The sequence below is a fragment of the Roseovarius sp. THAF9 genome (genome assembly GCF_009363715.1).
Lineage (GTDB): Bacteria > Pseudomonadota > Alphaproteobacteria > Rhodobacterales > Rhodobacteraceae > Roseovarius.
This window is the reverse complement of sequence record NZ_CP045404.1, coordinates 3263414-3287149: the sequence shown is the minus strand read 5'-3', so window position 1 is coordinate 3287149 and position 23736 is coordinate 3263414. Positions and strand designations below refer to the sequence as shown.

23 protein-coding genes and 1 pseudogene are annotated in these 23736 nt (G+C 63.4%); 11 read left to right on the top strand and 13 right to left on the bottom strand.

The genetic code is table 11. From position 1 onward, the window contains the following. Positions 1-4: 4 nt before the first annotated feature. From FIU86_RS16285 to ureG, 3 genes are read left to right on the top strand one after another with little or no spacing between them, the layout of a single operon-like run. Positions 5-481, top strand: a complete 477-nt coding sequence (locus tag FIU86_RS16285; RefSeq protein ID WP_152476043.1) for an urease accessory protein UreE — start codon at positions 5-7, stop codon at positions 479-481. Between the two features lies 1 nt (position 482). After that, positions 483-1109, top strand: coding sequence for an urease accessory protein UreF (locus FIU86_RS16280; RefSeq protein WP_254703863.1), 627 nt, complete (start codon positions 483-485; stop codon positions 1107-1109). After that, a complete protein-coding gene (gene ureG, locus FIU86_RS16275; RefSeq protein ID WP_152476041.1) occupies positions 1106-1717 on the top strand; it encodes an urease accessory protein UreG in 612 nt (203 codons plus the stop codon). Before FIU86_RS16280 ends, ureG begins: the two co-directional genes overlap by 4 nt. 108 nt (positions 1718-1825) lie before the next feature. Here the strand turns inward: ureG and argE are convergent, their stop codons facing one another. The 13 genes and pseudogenes from argE to FIU86_RS16210 all read right to left on the bottom strand — a co-directional run bounded on the left by argE (position 1826) and on the right by FIU86_RS16210 (position 14276). Beyond that, positions 1826-2971 (bottom strand): acetylornithine deacetylase, encoded by a 1146-nt coding sequence (gene argE, locus FIU86_RS16270; RefSeq protein ID WP_152476040.1) that lies wholly within the window; start codon positions 2969-2971, stop codon positions 1826-1828. After that, entirely contained in the window at positions 2968-3882 is a 915-nt protein-coding gene (locus FIU86_RS16265) for a LysR substrate-binding domain-containing protein (RefSeq protein WP_152476039.1), read from the bottom strand. The genes argE and FIU86_RS16265 overlap by 4 nt, the downstream gene beginning before the upstream one ends. Before the next feature lie 59 nt (positions 3883-3941). Next, positions 3942-4616: a DUF1028 domain-containing protein gene (locus FIU86_RS16260; RefSeq protein ID WP_152476038.1), complete on the bottom strand. Its 675-nt coding sequence runs from the start codon at positions 4614-4616 to the stop codon at positions 3942-3944. After that, positions 4613-5032, bottom strand: a complete 420-nt coding sequence (locus tag FIU86_RS16255; RefSeq protein ID WP_152476037.1) for a RidA family protein — start codon at positions 5030-5032, stop codon at positions 4613-4615. Before FIU86_RS16255 ends, FIU86_RS16260 begins: the two co-directional genes overlap by 4 nt. A 79-nt stretch (positions 5033-5111) precedes the next feature. Next, positions 5112-6266 carry an aromatic ring-hydroxylating dioxygenase subunit alpha gene (locus FIU86_RS16250; RefSeq protein ID WP_152476036.1) on the bottom strand — a complete coding sequence of 385 codons (1155 nt, stop codon included), beginning with the start codon at positions 6264-6266 and terminating at the stop codon, positions 5112-5114. A gap of 13 nt (positions 6267-6279) precedes the next feature. Beyond that, positions 6280-7548, bottom strand: a complete 1269-nt coding sequence (locus FIU86_RS16245; protein WP_152476035.1) for an NAD(P)/FAD-dependent oxidoreductase — start codon at positions 7546-7548, stop codon at positions 6280-6282. Between the two features lie 472 nt (positions 7549-8020). Further along, positions 8021-8650 (bottom strand): annotated as a pseudogene (locus tag FIU86_RS16240) (methyl-accepting chemotaxis protein); the annotation flags it as partial. A 149-nt stretch (positions 8651-8799) separates the two neighbouring features. Continuing rightward, positions 8800-9672, bottom strand: a complete 873-nt coding sequence (gene sucD / locus FIU86_RS16235; RefSeq protein WP_152476034.1) for a succinate--CoA ligase subunit alpha — start codon at positions 9670-9672, stop codon at positions 8800-8802. Next, positions 9672-10838, bottom strand: a complete 1167-nt coding sequence (locus tag FIU86_RS16230; RefSeq protein ID WP_152476033.1) for a succinate--CoA ligase subunit beta — start codon at positions 10836-10838, stop codon at positions 9672-9674. Before FIU86_RS16230 ends, sucD (FIU86_RS16235) begins: the two co-directional genes overlap by 1 nt. A gap of 201 nt (positions 10839-11039) precedes the next feature. Continuing rightward, positions 11040-11924, bottom strand: coding sequence for a succinate--CoA ligase subunit alpha (sucD, locus tag FIU86_RS16225; protein ID WP_103763471.1), 885 nt, complete (start codon positions 11922-11924; stop codon positions 11040-11042). Between the two features lie 100 nt (positions 11925-12024). Beyond that, positions 12025-12516, bottom strand: coding sequence for a hypothetical protein (locus FIU86_RS16220; RefSeq protein ID WP_152476032.1), 492 nt, complete (start codon positions 12514-12516; stop codon positions 12025-12027). Positions 12517-12518: 2 nt separating this feature from the next. Then, positions 12519-13712, bottom strand: coding sequence for an ADP-forming succinate--CoA ligase subunit beta (sucC, locus tag FIU86_RS16215; RefSeq protein WP_152473459.1), 1194 nt, complete (start codon positions 13710-13712; stop codon positions 12519-12521). 27 nt (positions 13713-13739) lie between these two features. Further along, positions 13740-14276, bottom strand: coding sequence for a hydrolase (locus FIU86_RS16210; protein WP_152476031.1), 537 nt, complete (start codon positions 14274-14276; stop codon positions 13740-13742). Positions 14277-14580: 304 nt separating this feature from the next. On the opposite strand from FIU86_RS16210, the gene FIU86_RS16205 reads away from it, so the two are divergent. From FIU86_RS16205 to FIU86_RS16170, 8 genes are all read left to right on the top strand, one after another. Continuing rightward, positions 14581-15288, top strand: a complete 708-nt coding sequence (locus tag FIU86_RS16205; protein ID WP_152476030.1) for a GntR family transcriptional regulator — start codon at positions 14581-14583, stop codon at positions 15286-15288. Positions 15289-15344: 56 nt separating this feature from the next. Next, positions 15345-17117, top strand: a complete 1773-nt coding sequence (gene oxc, locus FIU86_RS16200) for an oxalyl-CoA decarboxylase (protein WP_216647184.1) — start codon at positions 15345-15347, stop codon at positions 17115-17117. 14 nt (positions 17118-17131) lie between these two features. Continuing rightward, positions 17132-18406 (top strand): formyl-CoA transferase, encoded by a 1275-nt coding sequence (gene frc / locus FIU86_RS16195; protein ID WP_152476029.1) that lies wholly within the window; start codon positions 17132-17134, stop codon positions 18404-18406. A gap of 63 nt (positions 18407-18469) precedes the next feature. Then, the gene (locus tag FIU86_RS16190; protein ID WP_254703862.1) at positions 18470-19387 is read left to right on the top strand and encodes a methionyl-tRNA formyltransferase; all 918 of its coding nucleotides are present in this window, start codon (positions 18470-18472) and stop codon (positions 19385-19387) included. 21 nt (positions 19388-19408) lie between these two features. Beyond that, complete coding sequence (locus FIU86_RS16185) at positions 19409-21085, top strand: formate--tetrahydrofolate ligase (protein WP_152475732.1); 1677 nt, start codon at positions 19409-19411, stop codon at positions 21083-21085. 3 nt (positions 21086-21088) lie between these two features. After that, complete coding sequence (locus FIU86_RS16180; RefSeq protein WP_152476028.1) at positions 21089-21961, top strand: universal stress protein; 873 nt, start codon at positions 21089-21091, stop codon at positions 21959-21961. 120 nt (positions 21962-22081) lie between these two features. Then, positions 22082-23065 (top strand): tripartite tricarboxylate transporter substrate binding protein, encoded by a 984-nt coding sequence (locus tag FIU86_RS16175; RefSeq protein ID WP_152476027.1) that lies wholly within the window; start codon positions 22082-22084, stop codon positions 23063-23065. A gap of 138 nt (positions 23066-23203) precedes the next feature. Beyond that, complete coding sequence (locus tag FIU86_RS16170; protein ID WP_152476026.1) at positions 23204-23731, top strand: tripartite tricarboxylate transporter TctB family protein; 528 nt, start codon at positions 23204-23206, stop codon at positions 23729-23731. The last annotated feature ends 5 nt before the right edge of the window (positions 23732-23736 follow it).

Here is a 23736-nt window from a genome sequence, read left to right as displayed (position 1 = left end):
AGCCATGACAAAATTTCCCGTAGCCCAGATAATTCATCCCGCCGGAACGTGGCGCGGCGTGGCCGCGCTGTGTCCGCTGACCTACGAGGACCGCTTTTTCCGCCGCCGCAAGCTGACGGTCGAGGACGGCTGGTCGATCATCGCGGATTTCCAGAAGACGGTGTCGTTGAACGACGGCGACGCGCTGGAAATCGGCGAGGGGTTGCTGGTGCGGATCGTGGCGGCGCCCGAGGCGCTGCTGGCGGTCACGGGGCCGGACCTGGCGCGGCTGGCCTGGCACATCGGCAACCGGCACACGCCCTGCCAGGTCGAGGCGGACAGGTTGCTGATCCGGCAAGACCCGGTGATCGCGCACATGCTGGCGCATCTGGGGGCGAGCACAACAACGGTGACCGAGCCCTTCCGGCCCGAAGGCGGTGCCTATGGGCACGGTCGCACGCACAGTCACGAGCATGGGGCCTCGGCGCATCATGCGCACTGACATGAAGCTTCTGACGCTGGCGCAATGGCTGTCACCGGCCTATCCCATCGGCGCCTTTGCCTGGTCCCACGGTGTGGAGCAGGCGATACAGGATGGCCGGATTGCCGATGCGATCGGGTTAGAGGGCTGGTTGCGCAGCTGCCTGCGCGAAGGTTCGGGGCGCTCCGATGCGATTTGGCTGCGGTTGGCAGCAGGGCAGGGCGACGTGCATGATCTAGATGCAGAGGCGCGCGCCTTCGCACCCTCCGCCGAACGGCTGGCCGAGACGGCACGGCAGGGGGCGGCTTTCGTGCGGACGACGAACGCGGTCTGGGGGCTGGACCTGCCCGACCTGCTGCTGCCCATGGCTGTGGGACGGGCTGTGCATTTGATGGCACTCGATGTGGACGCGGCAGTGCTGCTGTACCTTCAGTCCGTCGCATCGAACCTTGTCTCTGCGGCGTTGCGCCTGATGCCCCTGGGACAGACCGAAGGGCAGCAGGTTCTTGCGGCTCTTCAGGACGATATCCTGATCATCGAGGCCGAGACGCGCAGCGCAACCCGTCACGACGTTTTCAGCAACGCGTTTCTGTCCGACATCGCGGCGATGCGGCACGAAACCCTCGAACCGAGGCTTTTCCAGTCATGACACGTATGAACGGCCCCCTGCGCATTGGGATCGGTGGTCCCGTAGGCGCCGGCAAGACGACCCTGACCGCGCGCCTGTCGGAGCGGTTGAAAGACGATTACTCGATCGGGGTGATCACCAACGACATCTATACGCAGGAGGATGCCGAGGCGCTGATGCGGATGCAGATCCTGCCCTCGGACCGGATTATCGGGGTAGAGACGGGGGGCTGCCCGCACACCGCGATCCGCGAGGATGCGTCTATTAACCTGGCCGCCGTGGCCGAGATGCGCGAACGGCACCCGGATGTGGAGGTGGTGCTGATCGAGTCGGGCGGCGACAACCTGTCCGCCACCTTCAGCCCCGAACTGGCCGATCTGACGATCTATGTGATCGACACCGCCGCGGGCGAGGAAATCCCGCGCAAGGGTGGTCCGGCGATCACACGATCGGACATTCTGGTCATCAACAAGACCGACCTCGCGCCGCATGTCGGGGCGTCGCTGGACGTAATGCGCGATGATGCCACGCGCGTGCGGCAGGACCGGCCGTTTCTTTTCACATCCCTCAAGGCGGGTGACGGTGCCGATGCGGTAATAGCCGAGATCAAGAGCCTGTCCGGGCTTTGAACGCGGCCTTTGGTGCAGCGTGTGAACGTGCGGAGGTGGACCATCAGGCGCGCAGACATCCCGGAACCTTGGTCCGTTGCTATTCGCAGTCTCAGGCGGCTTTCACGGCTAGGGCGGCGATGCGGCTATATCGGCCAGCATCCGGTTGAGCATCCGGTCACAGTCGGCCAACTGGCCCTCATCGATATATTCGTCGCGCTTGTGGCCTTGCCCTTCCATCGAACCGGGGCCGCAGACAACCGTCGGAATGCCCAACCCGTGGAACGTGCCGGCCTCGGTGCCGAACGCCACCTTCGTCATCCCGGTGTCCGCCCAGTCGGCCACGTCCTTTGCCGCGCGGCAGTCCGTCGGTGTGTCGAGGCCGGGATAGGCGCTCTTTTCGTGCAGCGTGATCTTGGCCGCCGGGTGCGTCGCTTCGAGATCTTGCGCGATGCGGTCGATCCGGGCGAGGAGCGCGTCGGGGTCATCGGCGGCAAGGTGGCGGAATTCCAAATCCATCTCGGCGGCGTCGGGGACGATATTGACCGCCGTGCCGCCCCAAAAACGTCCGCAATGCACCGTGGAGAAGGGAATGTCGAACGCCGGGTCGCGCGCGCCGCTTTCTTCCAGCTCGGTTTGCAAGGCGCGCAGGCGCGACAGGAAATCCGCAGCCAGATGCACCGCGTTGAGATAGCGCGGGGCCAGCGCCGAATGGCCCGCTTCGCCGTGAAAACGTGCGGCGAGTGCACGCTTGCCCTTGTGGCCGGTGGCCACGTCCATTTGCGTCGGCTCGCCGACGATGCAGACCCTGGGCGCGGCCAGCAAAGGTGCCAGCCTGTCCCGCATCTCCGCGATCCCCTTGCAGCCGATCTCCTCGTCATAGGATAGAACCAGTTTCAGTGGCTCCTTCAGGTCCGCCCGCGCCGCGCGGGCCGCCAGCGACAACATGCAGGCGGCGAAACCCTTCATGTCGGTCGTCCCGCGCCCGTACAATCGACCGTCTTCACGGGTCAGGCGAAAGGGCGGGCGGGTCCAGTCCTGTCCGGCGACGGGCACCACGTCGGTATGGGCCGACAGCAGCACCCCGCCCGCGCTCTGCGGCCCAATTTCGGCATAGAGGCCCATCTTGTCGCCGCAGGGTGCGGGTAGGGGGGTGACGCGAAAGCCCAAGCTGCACAGGTGATCGGCGACGAAGTCCATCAGGGCGAGATTGCTTTGGTCACTGACCGTCTCAAAGCCGATCAGGCGGTCGAGCAACGCCAAGGTGTCGGTCATGTCGCGTCCTCGTGGGCCATTTCGCGGCTCGCATGTTCGAAGAATGCGGCGTTGGTCCGGCTGTTCAAAGCACCGGGCAGGCTCAGCATACCCATCGCCATCGGGGAGACATCGCCCACAAGCGGCACGAAGCTAAGCGGTTTGCCGTCGGGCGCACTGGTGCTGCGCGGGCGGAAATTGGCGATGGAATAGCCAAAACCGTTGGCCACAAGGCTGCGCATCACCGCCATGTCGCGGGTGCGTTCACTGATCATCGGCCGCAGGTCGGCGCGTGTGAAGAACGAGAGAAAATAATCCGCGCTCATCGGCAGATCCAGCAGAACCATCGGATGCGGCGCGAGGTCCCGCACGGTCAGGCTGTCCCGCAAGGCAAGCGGATGGTCCGGCGACAGAAGTACGAAGGGCGCGAGTTCACAAATGGGATGGAATTCCATGTCGGTGGGCAGGGTCATGTCATAGCTCAGCGCGAGGTCGATCTCGCCCCGGCGCAGGCCGGCGAAGATGTCGCTTTGTGTAAGTTCGACCTGGCTCATCCGCACCTCGGGAAACCGCGCCTCGAAACTGCGGCGCAGGCTGGGCAGGACGATCTGGGCGAAGGTGACGAGACAGCCGACGCGCAGCGGCCCCTGAACGGTGCCCGAGACTGTAGCGGCAAGCCGGATCAGTTCCGTCGCCTCGCTTAGGACCGTTTGCGCCTGCAAGGAAAGTGTCCGGCCCGCTTCGTTCAGGCGCAGCCCGTGCGCGTGCTGTCGGACGAAAAGCGACACGCCAAGTTCCGACTCCAACTGCGAGATGGCGGCAGAGATCGAGGGAGACGAGAGATTGAGCTTTTGACTGGCCGCAGCGATGCTGCCGCTTTCGCCGGCGGCAACGAAATATTCAAGCTGGCGCAGGGTGAACCTGAGAGGCATGAGCGGGTCTCCGATAGGCCAGGCCATGGTGGCGGATGGGTAAGCCTGCGTCCAGTGCTTCAATCGTCGCCCGGCACGCCGTAGGACGGAGCCTCGCGCGGGTCGAGGGCGCGTTGCACGTAGGCGTCGATCTGTGGCTTATAGACCTCCCAAGCGGCGGCCACGGCCTCGATCGGGCAGTCCTCGGTCCAGTCGCAGCGCAGGTCGGCCACGGGCCAGGCAACCCGATCCACGATCTTCATGCCTGCCGAGTGCACCGGCCCGGCCTCGCCTCCTGCCGCAAGTCCGGCTCGCATGGCCGCCAAAAGGCGGTCGCCGATATGGCCCGTGGCCTTGGTGAAGTTTGCGACGATAGCGGCGGGGACTTCATCGTTTGCCAGAAGATTGCCGCCCGAGGCCACGTCGGCACCTTCGGCCTGAGTCCAGATGCCCAGCGAGTTGGGGCCGGAGTGGATGGCGGTGCGGCCCTGAGCGTCGACGGCCAGCACCTGACGGTACTCGATGAACGCGCCGCGCTTTCGTACTTCGGCGATGGCGTCGGATGCGGAAAGACCGCTTTCCATCAGGTCGAGCGTCAGGGGGCCAAGCGTCGGGTCGGTCACGTTCTGGGAGGCGACGGCGCCAACGCCGGCACGCGCGAAGGAACATCGCGCCGCCACGGCGGGCGACGAGGACGAGATGGCGATACCGAACATGCCGGTCTCGGCGCAGCGGGCGACAAGCGAGAAAGTCATGCCGGGATCACCGCTGTGCCGTCGATTTCCACCAGCCATTCGGGCCGCGCCAGCGCCTGCACCACCAGTCCGGTCGACACCGGGTGCACGCCTTTTATGTATTCTCCTATCGTCCGGTAGATCGCCTCGCGGTGGCGGACATCGGTGATATAGACCACGACCTTCACGAGGTGGCTCATGTCGCCGCCCGCTTCCTCGATCAGCTGGCGGATGTTCTGCATCACCTTGTGGGTCTGCTCGACCGGGTCGTGGCTTTCGATGTTCCGGGCGTCATCCAGGTTCTGCGGGCATTGGCCGCGCAGCCAGACGATGCGCCCCGAGGCCTCGGTCACAACGGCTTGGCAGAGGTCGTTGTCGAGGTTCTGTTCGGGGTAGGTATCCGAGGTGTTGAAGGGGCGGATGCGGGTGTGGGCCATGCGGGCTGCTCCGTTACGAATGATGGGTCGGCCATAGCCGAAAAGGGCGGGTCTGTCAGGCGATTGCCCGCCCCCCGCGTCAGAGTCTCGGCTCGAAGCCCGGGTCGATCCGGCTCATCAGGTATTGTGCGAAGTCGAAGTTGGGCCGTTCGAGATGCGACAGATGTCCCGGCTCCGCCCCGTCGGCGCAGAGCCCGCGATAGACTTTCTCGGTACAGCCGCGATCCTCGATATTCACGTCGTCCAGCAGGGCTTTGAGGTCCGCCAGGTTCTGTTCCGCTTCGGCGTCTCCGGCATAGTCGTTGGACATGCCGCCTCCAAACCGGATGCGCACCCGCGACGGGCCTTGTGGATGCAGGCTCAGATACCAGAAATAGCCCGGCGTCAGGGTGATCATCAGGCTGGGATAGATCGCGATGAGATAGGTCATGCGGCGCTCATCGCCCTCCAGGCGTGTGTTGCTCGGGTGCGCCATGGCGATACGCAGGGAGTCGTCCTTGAGGATCGTGTGATAGTTGAAGGCGGCGTAACCCGGAGGGCAAACCATTTCCTCCAGCTTTGAGAGGCCCCCAATGGTGCCCGCGTGACAGACGGGCAGGTGATAGCTTTCCATGAAGTTTTCGGCCAGCACCTTCCAGTTCGTGTCCCAGACATGCTCCTCGAAGAAGGTTTCGGTGTAGTTATTCATGTCGTAGCCGGCGATCATATGCTCCAGTTCGGCAAGCCGTGCGGCGACTGGTTCGGCCTCTGGGTTCAGGGTGATGAAGACCCAGCCCAGCCATACCTCGCAGCGGATCCGGGGCAGGGAGTAGTCGGATTTGCAGAACCCGGCGTTGCCGGACATCGCAGGCGCGCCGCGTAGCGAGCCGTCGAGGTTGTAGGTCCAGGCGTGGTAGGGGCAGACGATGGATTTCGTATGCCCGCGACCATGCAAGAGCGTTGACATGCGGTGGCGGCAGACATTCGAGAACGCTTTCAGGTCGCCCTCGCGGTCGCGCAGGACGATTATGGGCTGATCGGCCAGATCACAGGTGACGTAGTCGCCCGATTTGGCCAGCGCGTCGGCGCGGCCGACGCAGTACCATTCCTTGCGGAAGATATGATCGATCTCGGCCTGCAGGAACGCATCGGTCTTGTAGACCTCGGGCGGCATGGCACGGGCCTGTTCGAACGGGACCGAGACATTGGCACGCAGGGCGTCGATCGGGTTTGCGATGGACTTGGCGAGGGTCATGCTGTGGCTCTGCTCATTCCGCTGCGGCGGCATTGGGTGTCGGGCTATAGTCACGGTACTTGCGCTGGATCGCGATCTGATCGGCGACATGAGCCGCATCGTGCCAAACGCCCCAGATAAAGGTCGAGCCGCGCCGCGACTGCCATGGCAGGCCGAGGAAGTAGATGCCAGTCTCGGGCGAGACGCCACGATTATGGATGGGGCTGCCGTTTTCGTCGAAGGCGTCGACCTTCATCCAGCTGAAATCCTGACGATATCCGGTGGCCCAGATGATCGTGCCGATACCTTCGGCCGCAAGGTCCAACGTGCGGACCGGATTGGTCAGGCAATCTGGGTCGGGCAAAAACTCCCGCGCTTGAGGCTCTTGCGGCAGGTCAAGGCCGTGACGCGCGGCATAGGCATCGCACTGATCGAGTAGGTCGATGTAATAATCGTCGCCCGCTTTTATATTGGCTTGCAGGTCGTTACCGATGAACAACGTCCCGCCCTCAAAGGCATTGGCACGACCCAACAGCGTCATGCCGCCCTGCGCCAGCTTGCGAAAATCCACGGTCTTGCCGCCCTCGGCCCCGCTGACCGAAATCGTCACATGCTCGGTGCCCGGCGCCTTGGCCGGCACATCCCACAGGCCCAGCACGCCCAGCCACCAGCAATAGTCGCGACCCCGGTACATGCGCGGCGGACGGTCATGCGGCCCGACGCAGAGAAATACCTTGCGGCCTACGCGTTGCAGCTCGTCGGCGATCTGTCCGCCGGAAGAGCCCGCGCCCACCACCAGCACCGCGCCCTCGGGCAGGGTGGCGGGGTTGCGATAGTCGGCGGAGTGCAGTTGCGTGACGCCCGCGCAGTCGGGGACGATGCCGGGGATAACGGGATGCTGGAACGCGCCGGTGGCGGCAATCACGGAATTGGCCTCGATCACGCCGTCCGAGGTGGTCACCGTAAATCCGGGGCGGCCTTCATTGCGGTCCAGTCGTTTCACCTCGACGCCGGTGCGGATGGGAGCGTCGATCATCTGCGCGTAGGCGGTCATGTAATCGGCCACCTCTTCCTTGGTCGGAAAGGCCTCGGGATGTGATGCGCTGAATTCCATGTTGGGGAACCGGTCATGCCAAGCCGGACCGTTCGCCACCAGCGAATCCCAGCGGCGTGTGCGCCAGGCCTCGGCAATACGGTTCTTTTCCACGACGATATGCGGGATGCCGTGGCGACGAAGATGCTCGCTCATGGCGATGCCGGCCTGGCCCGCGCCGACGACCAATGTGTCGGTGTAGTCGGTCATGTCTTGTCTCCCGTCATATTTTCGTTCTCCGAAAAGCCGTTTATCGGAGTCTTCGTGAAATGCAGTCTGGCCCACGGTACGAACCGCCTGACCTTCCAGCACGTGAACGAAAAGCAATTAGGCTTGGAACTGAAGTGGCACGTTTTGCGAAAGGGGAAAAGAAGAACGTCCCTCAGGGTCGCTTAGGCAAATCCTAAGATGGGATATGCTGAGTGTCTGCCGCGTCGCCGCGCAAATTCATTTTGAAGTGGTCTGAACTGCACCAGTTTTTTCTGGCGGAGTTGGTGTAACCGCAGCGCCGACGCGTGATGTCTTCGGTTTTGGTGGAGCGAAGGCGACAACCGGAATGCGGCGCTCAAGCGCCGACCACCAACAGGTTCGGAGAGGTCGAAACGTCGGCAGGACCGCTGCGCAGGCCAAATCGGGCCACCTGGCTGCGAAGGCCGTCGACCTCCTGCTTGAGCGTGACACTGGCCGCAGTCGCCTCTTTGACCATGGTCGCGTTCTGCTGGGTGACCTGATCGATCTGGGTCATGTCTCCGTTGACCTCGGCGAGGCCGACGGACTGTTACTGCGCTCCTTTGGCGATCTCGCTGACAAGTTCGGAGATCTTGATCACGCGTTCGACGATATCCTCGAGCGCCTGCCCGGCACGGTTTACCAGATCGACGCCGGAGTTTACGTGTTGCGAGCTGGCTGTGATGGTGTCCTTGATGTTCTTGGCGGTATCCGCCGAGTTCTGGGCAAGCGAACGGACTTCCGAGGCGACAACTGCGAAGCTGCGCCCTGCATCCCCGGCACGAGACGCCTCGACCCCTGCATTAAGGGCAAGTAGATTGGTCTGGAAAGCGATATCGTCAATCAGCAGGATTATCTTGGAAATCGTTTCGGACGAGCGCTTGATCTCGTCCATTGCGTTCACCGCGTCGATCACTACTCGCCCGCTGGATTCGGCCTCGTTGCGTGCGCTTTGAACAACACTTTCGACCTCGATTGCGCGGTCAGCGTTAGAGCATACTGACCCGGTAAGCTCGTCCAGCGAAGCGACTGCCTTTTCGAGGGTCGTCGCCTGTTTTTCGGTGCGGTGAGACAAGTCGTTCGAAAACGCACCTATTTGCTCTGCGCGGGTGTGGATCTCGTCGGCAGCGGCGAACATCACGTCACTAGAGCGTTCCGCCTTCACACTGCTCCATCAGCGAAAAGCGAAACGCTTCAGAGCCCGCCCGACAACCCGTTTGCGCGTTTGCAATATCAGGACAGGCAGGATTGGACGGTTTCCACCACGGTTCCTGCATCGCGGGCAATCACAACGCCCGCATCGCGCAGAAGCGAAACCTTGTCATCGGCCGACAGGTTGCCGAAGACCGACAACGTGCCGGCGTGGCCCATCCGGCGGCCGACTGGCGCGTGGCGCCCCACCACCAGACCCACCACGGGCTTGCCGTAATCGACCGAAGAGAGGTACTCCGCGGCCAGTTCCTCTTCGCGTCCACCCATTTCGCCGATCAGGACCACGGCCTTGGTATCCGGGTCGTCGCGGAACTTCTCCAGGCAGCCGACAAAGCCGATCCCGTGCAGCACGTCACCTCCGACACCGACGGTGGTGGACTGGCCCAGATTGGCGGCGCTGCAACTGGCCAGAACCTCGGAAGTGAGCGAGGCTGAGCGCGACGCGATGCCGATCTGGCCCGGCTTTGCATCGACGGTCGGCATCACCCCGATCTTGCATTGTCCGGGCGTCAGGATCCCCTGGCTGTTCGGGCCGATCAGTACCGTTTGCGACCCTTCGAGCGCCTCCTTGACCCTGCGCATGTCGTGTTGTGGCACACGTTCGGTGATGCAGACGACTACCTCTATCTCGGCTTCGATCGCCTCGATCATGGCGTCGGCGGCTTTGGGGGCGGGCACGGTGACAAGGCTGGCATTCGCCTTTGTTTCCTTGACCGCTTCGGCACAGGTGTGAAAGACCGGCAAGCCGAGATGCGAGGTGCCGCCACGCCCGGGGCGTACGCCCGCAACGCAGTTCGTTCCGTAACGCATCGCCTGGTCGGTATAGAACGTGCCGGCGCGACCGGTCATGCCCTGCACCAGAAGGCGCGTGTTTTCGTCGACGAGAATGGCCATCAGCGTCCCCCCTTGGATGCGATTTCGACCGCGCGTTTCACGGCTTCGGACATGGTGCCGCAAATCTCGACCGGGACCTTTCGGTCGACGAGAATGCGCTGGCCCCATTCGGCGTTCTGGCCGGCCAGACGTGCGATCACGGGCTTGGTGCCGTTGTTGCGCGAATAGGCGAAGTTGACGCCCTCGGCGATGGTATCGCAGACCGTCATGCCGCCCCCATGCACATTCAGCAGGATGGCAGTGACCGAAGGCTCCTGCAGCAGCAATTCGACACCGCGGGCGATGTCCATGCTGGTGGCGGTCGTGCGGATATCCATGAAGTTCGCGGGCTTTCCGCCCGCATCGATGATCATGTCGTTCGTGGCCAGGCCCAACCCCGCGCCGTTGACCACGACCCCGAGGTTGCCGGTCAGTTTGACGAAGTTGATGTTGCTCTTTTGCGCCGCGGTTTCCACGGCGGGCAGGCCCTCGCCCGAGACCATCGAATCCCACTCCGGGTGCCGGAACGCGGCGCTGGCATCCAGCGCGACCTTGGCGTCGATGGCCATCCAGGTGCCGTCGGGCGTGCGGACGAACGGGTTGATCTCCAGCAGGGCCATGTCGTTCTCGATGAACGCTTCGCAGGCCGACAGCAGTTGTTCGACTGCCTTCTCGTCTTTCATCCCGAGGCCGGACAGAAACTCGGTCAGACCGGCGCGATCCGCGTCAGGGCTGCCGGTCAGGCTGTGCTTGGCGACTTCGCTGGCATTCATCTGCGCCTTCTGCTCGAACTCCACCCCACCATCGGGGGAGGCAACGAGCAGTGGCGCGCCAGTGTCGGGATCGAGCGCGAAGGCAATGTAATACTGGGCGTCATGCTTGACGTCGGCTTCGACATAGACGGCATGCACCGTTTCCCCGGTGACCCCGGTCTGGTTCGTGACCAGTTGCTTTCCCAGAAGCCTGGCAGCCTCGTCCTTTACCGCAGAGGCGGTGGCGGCGAACTTGATGCCGCCGGCAAGACCGCGCGCGCCCGACGTGATCTGCGCCTTCACCACGAACTTGCGCGCCGGAATGTTGGCGCAGGCGGCTTCGGCCTCGTCGGGCGTGCGGGCCATCTTGCCCGGCGGTACGGACACGCCGTACTGGGCCAGCAATTCCTTGGACTGGTATTCTGCAAGCAGCATGCGCGGCCTCCCCTCGGCGATGGCTCTTGGTATTTGGTATGCCAAGAGTAAGCTTCGTGTCAATGAGGTGAGTATGCGTCGTGTTGGCCTATGGCGCCAGCCCCCTTGAAGGCTAGACCTTGGTATGAACGCGGGTCCGCATGACGGGGCTGCCGCGGATTGCGTGGGCCGGGAACTGCTCCCGGCCCGACGCTTGACGTCTTATTTTCCGATCGCTTCTAGCACCGCCTCACCCAATCCAGCGGGGGATTCGGCGACGGTGATGCCGGCGGATTTCATGGCTTCGATCTTGTCGTCGGCGCCGCCTTTGCCGCCGGCGACGATGGCGCCGGCGTGGCCCATGCGGCGGCCCGGAGGCGCGGTGCGGCCTGCGATGAAGCCGGCGCAGGGTTTGGAGCGGCCCTTCTTGGCCTCGTCCTTCAGAAACTGCGCGGCGTCTTCCTCGGCGCTGCCGCCGATCTCGCCGATCATGATGATGCTTTCGGTCTCGTCATCCGCGAGGAACCATTCCAGCACGTCGATATGCTCGGTGCCTTTGATCGGGTCGCCGCCGATGCCCACGCAGGTCGACTGGCCCAGGCCCACATCGGAGGTCTGCTTGACCGCCTCGTAGGTGAGCGTGCCGGAGCGCGAGACCACGCCGACGCTGCCGCGCTTGTGGATGTGACCGGGCATGATGCCGATCTTGCAGGCGTCGGGCGTGATGATGCCGGGGCAGTTGGGGCCGATCAGGGTCGAGCTGCTGCCCTCGAGCGCGCGCTTGACGCGCATCATGTCCAGAACCGGGATACCTTCGGTGATGCAGACGATCAGCGGGATCTCGGCGTCGATCGCTTCGAGGATCGAGTCGGCGGCGAAGGGCGGCGGCACGTAGATGACGGAGGCGTTGGCGCCGGTTTCATGCATGGCCTCGTGGACCGAGTTGAAGACCGGCAGGTCGAGATGCGTCTGGCCGCCCTTGCCGGGGGTGACGCCGCCGACCATCTGGGTGCCGTAGGCGATGGCCTGCTCGGTGTGGAACGTGCCCTGGCTGCCGGTCAGGCCCTGGCAGATGACTTTGGTGTTTTCGTCGACGAGAACGGCCATGTGGCGTCTCCTTCCTTGATGATCTCTGTCCCCGGCGACCGGGGTTATGTTGGTCTTGGCGCGCGGGGCTCAGCCCCCGCACGCGGATATCTCGAACCTCTCAGATGCCCGTGGCATAGCCCAGGTCATAGGCGGTCACGGTGCGGCCCGGGGTGCCCCGGATCACCAGGATCAGGTTGCCCTTGGCGCCCAGGTTGTAGACGCGTGCGGGCGGGGTGATCCGGTCGGTCATGCGCGGCGCGCCGAAGCGCTCGGTCATGGCCTGTTCCAGCGTGTAGACGTTGCCGGGAAAGCGCGCGCTGACGGCACAGAACGTCCGGCCCTCGGGCGTGCGGGTGACGGCGGCCGAGACGGCCTCGGTGGGCGAGAAGTTGCGTCCGCCCTCCTCGACCGTCAGGCCCTCGGCCACCATGCGCGCCTTGGCCCCGGCAAAATCGGGGCGGGTCGGGCCGCAGATGCTGTCGTTCAGGACGATCACGCGATCGAGGCTGACCGGGTCGGTGCCGGAGCGCGAGATGCCGTCGCCGCCGGACCCGCAAGCGGAGAGCAGGAGCGTGGCGGCCAGCAGGCCAAGGTTTACCGAGCGCCCCATCGTCAGCCTTTGACGGCTTTCACGATCTTCTGGGCGCCGTCCTTGAGGTCGTCGGCGGCGATCACGTCAACATCGGAGGTGTTGATGATCTCCTTGCCCTTCTCGACATTGGTGCCCTCGAGCCGGACCACGAGAGGGACCTGCAGGCCGACCTCTTTCACGGCCGCGACCACGCCCTCGGCGATCACGTCGCAGCGCATGATGCCGCCGAAGATGTTCACCAGGATGCCCTTCACCTGCGGGTCGGAGGTGATGATCTTGAACGCCTCGGTCACCTTGTCCTTGGTGGCACCCCCGCCCACGTCGAGGAAGTTCGCCGGCTCGGCGCCGTAAAGCTTGATGATGTCCATCGTCGCCATGGCCAGCCCCGCGCCGTTGACCATGCAGCCGATCTCGCCATCCAGCGCGATGTAGTTGAGGTCGTACTTGGACGCTTCCAGCTCCTTGGGGTCTTCTTCCGTGGTGTCGCGCAGCTCGGCGATGTCGGAATGGCGATAGACCGCGTTGGAGTCAAAGCCCATCTTGGCGTCGAGGCACTTCAGCTCGTTGCTCTCGGTGAGAATGAGCGGGTTGATCTCGAGCATCTCCATGTCCTTTTCCAGGAACATGTTGTAAAGCGTGCCCATCAGCTTGACGCATTGCTTCACCGCCGCGCCCTCGAGCTCCAGCATGAAGGCGATGCGGCGGCCATGAAACGGCTGGTAGCCGGTGGCGGGATCGACGCTCAGGCTGAGGATCTTCTCGGGCGTTTTCTCGGCCACTTCCTCGATGTCCATGCCGCCCTCGGTGGAGGCGACGAAGCTGACGCGGGAGGTCACCCGGTCCACCAGAAGCGCCAGGTAGAATTCCTTGGCGATGGCCGCACCTTCCTCGATATAGATGCGGCCCACCTGCTTGCCGGCGTCGCCGGTCTGCTTGGTCACCAGCGTGCGGCCCAGCATCTTCTTGGCCTCCTCGGCGGCCTCGGAGACCGACTTGGTGATGCGCACGCCGCCCGCGTCGCCGGCGCCTGCCTCCTTGAAGGTGCCCTTGCCGCGGCCGCCCGCATGGATCTGCGCCTTGACCACCCAGACGGGGCCGTCAAGCTCCCCCGCCGCCGTCTTCGCCTCTTCCGCGCGCAAAACGACACGCCCGTCCGATACAGGCGCCCCGTAAGAGCGCAGCAAGGCCTTCGCCTGGTATTCATGGATGTTCATTGTCTCAAAGCTCCTCCCGATGCTTTTTTACTTGATGAGATGCAACATGTTCTTGAATTGCGGTGTCCCGGCCTTGCCAAGCCATTCGAACACGACCATCTCCGTGGTGACGATGCCGGCGCCACAGGCGCTCAGCCGAGCGATACAGGCCGCCTCGCTTTCCAGCGTGCGCGAGGCCGTGGCGTCAGAGACCACGAAAACCTCGTAGCCATCCTCGATCAGGCTGGCGGCGGTCTGGACCACGCAGATATGCGCCTCCATCCCCGCGATCACGGCCTGTTTGCGATTCAGGCTACGGAAATGCGCGGCGAAATCTTCGTCTTCCATGCAGGAGAAATGCATCTTCGGAAGCACCGTGGCCTCCGGCGTCTCCAGCTCGGACACGGTCTTGCCAAGCCCCTTTGGATATTGTTCGGTCATAACGATGGGGATGTTCATTTCGCGTGCGCCGGCACAGAGCGTTCTCGTATTGCGAATCGTGCGGGCCGGTGCCTGCATTGCGGGCACCAGGCGCTCCTGCATGTCGATGACGATGAGGGCTGATTCGTCGGCGCGGATAAGCAAAAACAGGTCCTTTCATGCACATGGTGATGACCTTGTGGAATACCAGATACCAATAAACTCATAGTATCGCAACCTGCGAGATTCGTGCCTTTGATAACCTTGATTGATCGCTCGGGCAGATTTTTTTTCGTGTGAAAAAGTGCAATAAAAAAAGCATCTTGACCTAGAATTTTGGACTGGATTTTTGCCGGATACCGGCGATTTTTTGAGCAGAACTGAAAAATCGTTTGTCGTGTAAGGTATGCTGTGTATGGTATACCAGCGTCGCAAACGACGCCGCGCAACACCTGATCGGAGAGGGCGCATGAAGCTGAAACCTGTGCCTTCGAATTTCACGCTGAAGGATCACGTCTACGAAATGCTTCGGGCAGCGATCACTGATATGAACATCTACGACAGCGCGACAGATCTGCGTCTGGACGAGCGTGATCTGGCCGAGCAGCTGGGCGTCTCGCGGACACCTTTGCGCGAGGCCGTGGCCCGGCTGGAGCGTGATGGTCTGGTCGAGGTTCAGCCGCGCAAAGGCGTGTTCGTGCAGCGCAAGAGCCTTTCGGACATCCTGGACATGATCGTTGCCTGGGCCGCGCTGGAAGGCATGGCGGCGCGTCTGGCCTGCGAACACGCGACGGATCGCGAGATTGCCAGCCTGCGCACCATCGCGGCGAAATACAACGACGAGATCGCCAACACGCGCATCTCGGAATACTCCGACGACAATATCCGCTTTCATCAGCGCATCCTCGAGATCTCGCGCTGTAAATTGCTGCGGAAGATGGCGGACGGCCTGTTTCTGCACATGAACGCGGTGCGGGTTCGGGCGATGGGCGAGGGCAACCGCGTGCGGCGGTCGGTCGTCGATCATGCGGAAATCATAGAGGCGATCGAAGCGCGGGATGCTGATCTGTCGGAGCGCCTCGTCCGCGAGCACACGATGCGGTTGCACACACACGTCAATCGCACCTGGAGCAGTTTCGAACTGGCTGTCGGCGCGGGAGGCGCCAAGGCCAGCTAACAGGGAATGAGTACTAGAAAAGGGGCCGAACGGGGCCCCGAACAGGGAGGAAGACCATGGGTGTGACCCAGATGACCGATGACCTCGTCGCACGGGCCGAGACGGCGCCGGAAACGCTGACCGACGGGTTTCATCTTCTGATCGACGCGCTGAAGCTGAACGGGATCGAGACGATCTATAACGTCCCGGGTATCCCGATCACTGACCTGGGCCGCTATGCGCAAGCGCAGAACATGCGGGTGATCTCTTTTCGGCATGAACAGCACGCGGGCTATGCCGCCTCTGTCGCCGGGTTTCTGACCAAGACGCCGGGCGTTTGCATGACCGTGTCGGCGCCGGGCTTCCTGAATGGTGTGACCGCGCTGGCCAACGCCACGACGAACTGCTGGCCGATGATCCTGATCTCGGGCAGTTCCGAGCGCGAGATCGTCGACCTCGCCCAAGGCGACTACGAGGAAATGGACCAGCTGGCCATGGCGCGTCCGTTCTGCAAGGCCGCTTACCGTCTGACCTATGCACAGGATATCGGCATCGCCGTGGCGCGCGCCATCCGCAGCGCCGTTTCGGGTCGCCCCGGGGGCGTCTACCTGGATATTCCCGGCGCGATGCTGGGCCAGATCATGGACGCCGAAGAGGGCAAGAAAAGCCTCGTGAAGGTCATCGACCCCGCACCGCGCCAGACCCCGTCAAAGGAATCCATCGACCGCGCGATCAATGTTTTGAAAGAGGCCAAACGCCCGCTGATCGTCATCGGCAAGGGCGCGGCATATGACCAGTCCGACGACGTGATCAAGGAGCTGGTCGAGAAGTCCGGCCTGCCGTTCCTGCCCATGTCGATGGCCAAGGGCATCCTGCCCGACACCCATCCGCAATGCGCCGCTGCGGCGCGGTCGCTGGTGCTGAAGGAATCCGACGCAGTCATCATGATGGGCGCGCGGATCAACTGGCTGCTCAGCCACGGCAAAGGCGGGCAATGGGGTGAGCCGGGATCGAAGAAATTCATCCAGATCGACATCGACCCCGAGGAGATGGACAGCAACGTCGAAATCGCGGCGCCGCTGGTGGGTGACGTCGGCTCCTGCGCGCAGGCCCTGATCGACGCCATGGAAAACGAAGGCATCAAGGCGCCGAAAGAGTGGCTGGACCAGGTGAATACCAAGGCCACCGCCAACATGGAGAAGATGGCCACCAAGCTGCAGAACAACAACGACCCGATGGACTATTTCGCCGCGCTCGGCGTAATCAAGGAGGCCGTCAACAAGCGGCCCGAGACCATCCTCGTGAACGAAGGGGCGAACACGCTTGATATGTGCCGCTCGATCGTGAACATCCACAAGCCGCGTCACCGGATCGACGTGGGCACCTGGGGTGTCATGGGCATCGGCATGGGCGCCGCCGTGGCCGCCGCCGTGGAAACCGGCAAACCGGTTCTGGCGGTCGAGGGCGACAGTGCCTTCGGGTTCTGCGGCATGGAGATCGAAACGATCTGCCGCTACAACCTGCCGGTCTGCATCGTGATCTTCAACAACAACGGCATCTATCGCGGGGATGGCGAGAACTGGGGCGACGGGGATGACCCGGCCACCACGGTCTTCGTCGAGGACTCGCGCTATGACATGATGATGGAAGCCTTCGGCGGTGTGGGCGTCTGGGCCAAGAACCCCGACGAACTGCGCCAGGGCATCGAAGAGGCGCTGGCCTCCGGCACGCCGACGCTGATCAACGCCGCCATCGACCCCGCAGCGGGCAAGGAAAGCGGCAATATCGGCAACCTCAACCCCTCCTCGGTGGTGGCGCAGGCGCGCTATCCCCAGGCCAAGAAGATTTGAGCGGGAGAGAGACAATGAAAGCATTGGACGGCATCAAGATTCTGGACTTCACGCATGTTCAGTCTGGACCGACCTGCACGCAGCTTCTGGCGTGGTTCGGGGCGGATGTTCTGAAGGTGGAGCGGCCGGGCGTGGGCGATGCCACGCGCCAGCAGCTGGTGGATGTGCCGGGCGCGGACAGCCTGTATTTCACCATGCTCAACCACAACAAGCGTTCGATCGAGCTGAACTCGAAGAACGAGACCGGCAAGCAGGTGCTGACCCGGTTGATCGAGGAATGTGACGTGCTGGTCGAGAACTTCGCGCCCGGCGCGCTGGATCGCATGGGCTTCAGTTGGGAGCGGATCCAGGAGATCAATCCAAAGATCATCATGGCCTCGGTCAAGGGGTTCGGCCCCGGCAATTACGAGAATTGCAAGGTCTACGAGAACGTGGCGCAATGCGCGGGCGGCTCGGCCTCGACCACGGGTTTCCGCGATGGTCCACCGCTGGTGACCGGCGCGCAGATCGGCGACTCGGGCACGGGCCTGCATCTCGCGCTCGGCATCATGACGGCGCTCTTCCAGCGCGAGCGCACGGGCCGTGGCCAGAAGGTACTGGCGCCGATGCAGGACGGGGTGCTGAACCTCTGCCGCGTCAAGCTGCGCGACCAGCAGCGGCTGGAGGCGGGGCCCCTGAAGGAATACAGCCAGTATGGCGAGGGCATCGAGTTCGGCGAGGCGACGCCGCGCGCGGGCAACGACTCTGGCGGTGGCCAGCCGGGGCGGATCCTGAAGTGCAAAGGCTGGGAGGAGGACCCCAACGCGTACACCTACTTCATCACCCAGGCCGCGGTGTGGGAGCAGATCTGCGACGTGATCGGCAAGCCGGAGTGGAAGACGGCCGAGGGCTATGCCACGCCGCCCGAGCGTCTGGACAAGCTGAACGAGATCTTCGGCGCGATCGAGGAGTGGACCATGACCAAGACGAAGTTCGAGGTGATGGACATCTGCAACCCGCTGAACATCCCGGTGGGCCCGATCCTGTCGACCAAGGAGTTGATCGAGGACGATGGCCTGCGGGCGACGGGCACGATCGTGGACGTGGATCATCCCAAGCGCGGCAAATATGCGTCGGTGGGCTGCCCGATCAAGCTGAGCGACAGCCCGGTGGACGTGACCCGCTCGCCGCTTCTGGGAGAGCACACGGTGGAGATCCTGCGCGATGTGCTGGGCTATGACGGCGACGAGCTGCAGGCGGTGCTGGATAGCGGTGCCGTGGGTGATGCCCAGAAAACCGCGGCGGAATAGAAAAGGAAAGACCGGTGGCGTGCGGCGCAAATCCGCGCCTGCCGGACCCAAGGGAGGAAGAAAATGCGATTGATCGTCATGGGGCAGCAAGCCTTCGGCAAGGACGCGCTGGCCAAGATCATCGAAGCCGGAACCGACGAGGTCGTGGCCGTGTATTGCGAGCCTGACCGGGACGGCAAGCCGGTGGACCCCATCAAGGAGTTCGCGCTGGAGAAGGGCCTGCCCGTACACCAGCCGGCGAATTTCGACGATGCCGAGGCACTGGAAACGCTGGCAGGCTACAACGCCGACCTGATGGTCATGGCCTTCGTCAACGTCTTCGTGCCCGAAGCGGCGCGGGACACGCCCACGCACGGCTCGATCTGCTTTCACCCGTCGCTCCTGCCGCTGCATCGCGGCCCGAGCGCGGTCAACTGGCCGATCATCATGGGCTCGGACAAGTCGGGCTTCAGTTGGTTCTACCCTTCGGACGGGTTGGACGAAGGCGACAGCCTGATGCAATGGGAATGCGAGATCGGCCCCGACGACACGGTGATCGACCTCTATTTCAAGAAGATCTACCCGGCGGCGGTGGACAGCGTGCTGGAGGTCTGCGACCTATTCCGCGCGGGCAATCCGCCGCATATCGTGCCGGACGAGGCAGAGGCCACCTACGAGCGCCGCTGCACCGCGCGGCACTCGGAAATCTGTTGGCACCGCCCGGTGGGACAGGTCTATGATCTCATTCGCGGGACCAACCCCGCCCCCGGCGCATGGACGACCTACAAGGGTGCCAAGCTGGGAATTTTCGACAGTGCCCGCGCTTCCGGCGATGGCATATCGGGCCGGGTCCGCGCCATCACCGACGACGGCATCGAGGTGCAGTGCGTCGGCGGACGTATCCTGGTGAAACGAGTACGCCCCGAGGGCGGGGACAAGACACCCGCCGCCCAGTGGGCATCCGAAGTCGGCCTTGAGGTCGGCGAAGAATTTCCAAGCTGAAACGCGACAAAGGAACACATCATGAGCCACAAATCAGACATCGAGATTGCGCGTGCGGCGTCGAAGAAGCCGATCCAGGAGATTGGCGACAAGCTTGGGATTCCGGGCGAACATCTGCTGCCTTACGGGCATGACAAGGCGAAGGTGAGCCAGGAATATATCAACTCGGTCCAGGGCAACGAGGACGGCAAGCTGATCCTGGTGACCGCGATCAACCCGACGCCGGCGGGCGAGGGCAAGACCACCACGACCGTAGGGCTGGGCGACGGTCTCAACCACATCGGCAAGAAGGCGATGATCTGCATCCGCGAAGCGTCCCTGGGCCCGAACTTCGGGATGAAGGGCGGCGCCGCGGGCGGCGGCTATGCGCAGGTGGTGCCGATGGAGGACATGAACCTGCACTTCACCGGCGACTTCCACGCGATCACCTCGGCCCACGCGCTCTTGAGCGCGATGATCGACAACCACGTCTACTGGGGCAACGACGCCGAGATCGACACCCGCCGGATCGTCTGGCGCCGGGTCGTGGACATGAACGACCGCTCGCTGCGTCAGATCACGTCCAGCTTGGGCGGCGTGGCCAACGGCTTTGCCCGCGAGGATGGCTTCGACATCACCGTGGCCTCGGAGGTCATGGCGATCCTGTGCCTGGCCAAGGACCTCAAGGACCTCGAGGAGCGGCTGGGCGCGATGATCGTGGCCTATCGTCGCGACCGCAGCCCGGTCTATTGCCGCGACATCAAGGCCGAGGGCGCGATGACCGTTCTTCTGAAGGACGCGATGCAGCCCAACCTGGTGCAGACACTGGAAAACAACCCGGCCTTCGTGCATGGCGGCCCGTTCGCCAACATCGCGCATGGCTGCAACTCGGTGATCGCCACGAAGACGGCGCTGAAACTCGCCGATTACGTGGTGACGGAAGCCGGCTTCGGCGCGGACCTGGGCGCCGAGAAGTTCATGAACATCAAGTGCCGCAAGGCCGGGATCGCGCCGTCGGCGGTGGTTCTGGTCGCCACGGTGCGGGCGATGAAGATGAACGGCGGCGTGGCCAAGGCGGATCTTGGGGCCGAGAACGTGGACGCGGTGAAGGCGGGCTGCCCGAACCTGGGCCGGCATATCGAGAATGTTAAGTCTTTCGGTGTACCGGTGGTGGTGGCGATCAACCACTTCGTGACCGACACCGATGCCGAGGTGCAGGCGGTGAAGGACTTCGTGGCCGAGAACGGCGCCGAGGCGGTGCTGTCGCGCCACTGGGAGCTGGGCTCGGAAGGCTCGGCGGACCTGGCGACGAAAGTGGTCGAGACGATCGAGAAGGGCGAGGCGGACTTCAAGCCGATCTACCCCGACGAGATGGGCCTGTTCGAGAAGGTCGAGACGATCGCCAAGAAGATCTACCGCGCCGACGAGGTGATCGCGGACAAGAAGGTGCGCGACCAGCTGAAGAGCTGGGAAGAGCAGGGCTATGGCAACCTGCCGGTGTGCATGGCGAAAACGCAATACAGCTTCTCGACCGATCCCACGCAGCGCGGCGCGCCCACGGGCCACTCGGTCCCGGTGCGCGAAGTGCGCCTGTCGGCGGGTGCTGGCTTTGTCGTCGTCGTCTGCGGCGAGATCATGACCATGCCGGGCCTGCCCAGCAGACCCGCGTCCGAATCCATCCGCCTGAACGACCAAGGCGAAATCGAAGGATTGTTCTAAGCCATGGCTTACGACTCCATTCACAGCATCATGCTTCCGGTGCGGGGCGACGGCAAAGGCGACAACGTGTTTGCCCACGCCGCCGCCCTGGCGCGGCGCTTCGGCGCCCGGGTCCGCGTGGTGCATTGTCATCCGAAAACCGAGGACATGATGCCGTACGGCGTCGTGATCCCGACCATGCTGCGCCGCCAGATCGAGGATGCGGCGCATGCCAATGCCGACGTGACCCGCGACCAGCTCTACGGTGAGTTCGAGAAGCAAGCCAAGAAACTCGGGCTCGAGATTGCCGATCACGAGATGGACAAGCCGACGACGCGGTTCATCGAATACGAGGGCAAACAGGTCGACGCGGTGCAAAGATACGGTCGCCTGTGCGACATCGTCTGCGTGGCCAAGCCGGACCAGAAGATGAACCTCGGTGTCAACACGCTGAAATCGGCGCTGTTTTCCTCGGGCCGCCCGGTGATGATGTGCCCCGATAACGACGTGTCGGACGCGGGTTTCGCGGATCACGTGGCCATCGGCTGGAACGGGTCGCTCGAGGCGACGCGGGCCGTGGCCATGGCGATGCCGCTGATTTCCAGTGCCAAGAAGGTGACGATCCTGCACACCGGCGACAGTCCCAAGGACGAACATCCCGGGGCGGATCAGCTGCAGCGCTATCTCGAACTGCGCGGCGTCGCGTCCGAGATCCGGCTGTTCAAGGCGGAGGGACGCAACGTGGGCCGGCAGCTTCTGTCGGAAACCCGCGCGGCGGGCGCCGGAATGCTGATCATCGGCGCCTATCACGACAGTTACGAACGGGAATCCCTGTTCGGTGGCAACTCGCAAGTTGTTGTCGCCGAGGCGGATTTTCCGGTCGTCATGGTTCATTGAGGAGAGAAGGGAGGACAGGCGAAGACTGACCGCAGTACCAAGAATGGGGCGGGCGCCAAGCATATCAAGAAAGAGCGCACACCAGCCCTGACACACATGGAGACCATAGGGAGGATAACCATGAAAACGTTTAAACTACTCGTTGCGAGCGCATCGGCGCTGGCGTTGACGGCGCCGGCGGCGCTGGCGGAATGGCAGCCGCGCAAACCGGTCGAGTTCATCATCATGGCCGGCACTGGCGGTGGCGCTGACCAGATCGCGCGCCTGCTGCAGGGCCTGATCCAGAAAAAGGACCTGAGCCCGCGGCCGTTCATTCCGATCAACAAGCCGGGCGGCTCGGGCGCCGAGGCACTGCGTTACCTGCAGGACAAGGCCGGCGACAACCACACGGTCATGATGACGCTGAACAGCTTCTACACCACGCCGATCATCCAGGAGGACCTGGGCGTCGACGTGACCGAGTTCACGCCGATCGGCCTGATGGCGATGGACACGTTCCTGCTGTGGGTCAACACCGACCGCGAGGACATCACCGATCTCGACAGCTTCAACGCGACGGTGTCCGAGGCGGGCAAGGACTGGAAGGTCGGCGGCACCGGATCGGGGCAGGAAGACAGCGTTCTGACCGCGATGATGGAAGCCGAGTTCGGCTATGATGTGACCTACATCCCGTTCCCGGGTGGCGGCACGGTGGCCAAGAACCTGGTGGGCAACCAGATCGACAGCACGGTGAACAACCCCGCCGAGCAGATGGAGTTCTTCCGCGCGGGCAACACCAAGCCGCTGGTGCAGTTCACCGCCGAACGCATGCCGGCCTTCCCGGACGTGCCGACAGCCAAGGAACTGGGCGTGGAGATCGAGTACTACATGCAGCGCTCCGTGAATGGCCCGCCGGACATGGATCCGGAAGCGGTCGAATGGTACACCAACCTTTTCCAGGAGCTGTTCGACAGCGAGGAATGGCAGGCGTTCTGCAAGTCCGACGGTTTGACTTGCGAAACGATGATGAAGGGCGAAGACCTCGCCGCGTTCCACGCTAACCAGAAGGTCGCGCATGAGAAGCTGATCGAAAAGGTCGGCGCCGCGTCGATTACCGGCGAGTAAGACAGTCCTGAAAACGGCGGGGTCCGGATGTACCGGGCCCTGCACCTGGATGCCTGACGATCCGGGCGCGGGCAGATTCGTCCGGCAGGGACACGCCCCCTCGAAAGATCGCAAACGATTTATACGGAGCCAAAGAGAATGACGGTCCGGACAGCGGAACTTCTGATGGCCATCACGACACTGATAGTGTCGCTCGGCCTGATGCTAAACGTATACACAGACGACCTCAGTATCGGCTGGGTCAGGGGCAGAGGTCCCGGTGCAGGCATGTGGCCGTTCTGGTTGTCGGCGGGGATGGCCTTGGCTTCCGTCGCCACACTCGTGCGGTGGGCGCAGAAAAAGACGCCCGAGTCGCGCAACACCGATCCCTACATTTCGAGAGACACGATTTTCCTCGTGTCGATCTCGGCGGGGTCGATCCTGGCACTGCTGATCATGATGACGTTCGTCGGCACATATGTCGCGCTGGTCGTCTTCATGCTCTTCTTCGTGCGCTTCATGGGGCGGCATTCCTGGCCGATGACCCTGGCATTCGCAATCGGCACGCCGATCTTCGTCTACCTGCTCTTCGAGGTGGCGCTGACGAAGTACCTGCCGAAGGGTCTGCCGATCTTCGAGGACGCATTCCTCTGGGTCGACAACTTCCGCTACGAATGGTTCTACTGAGAGGT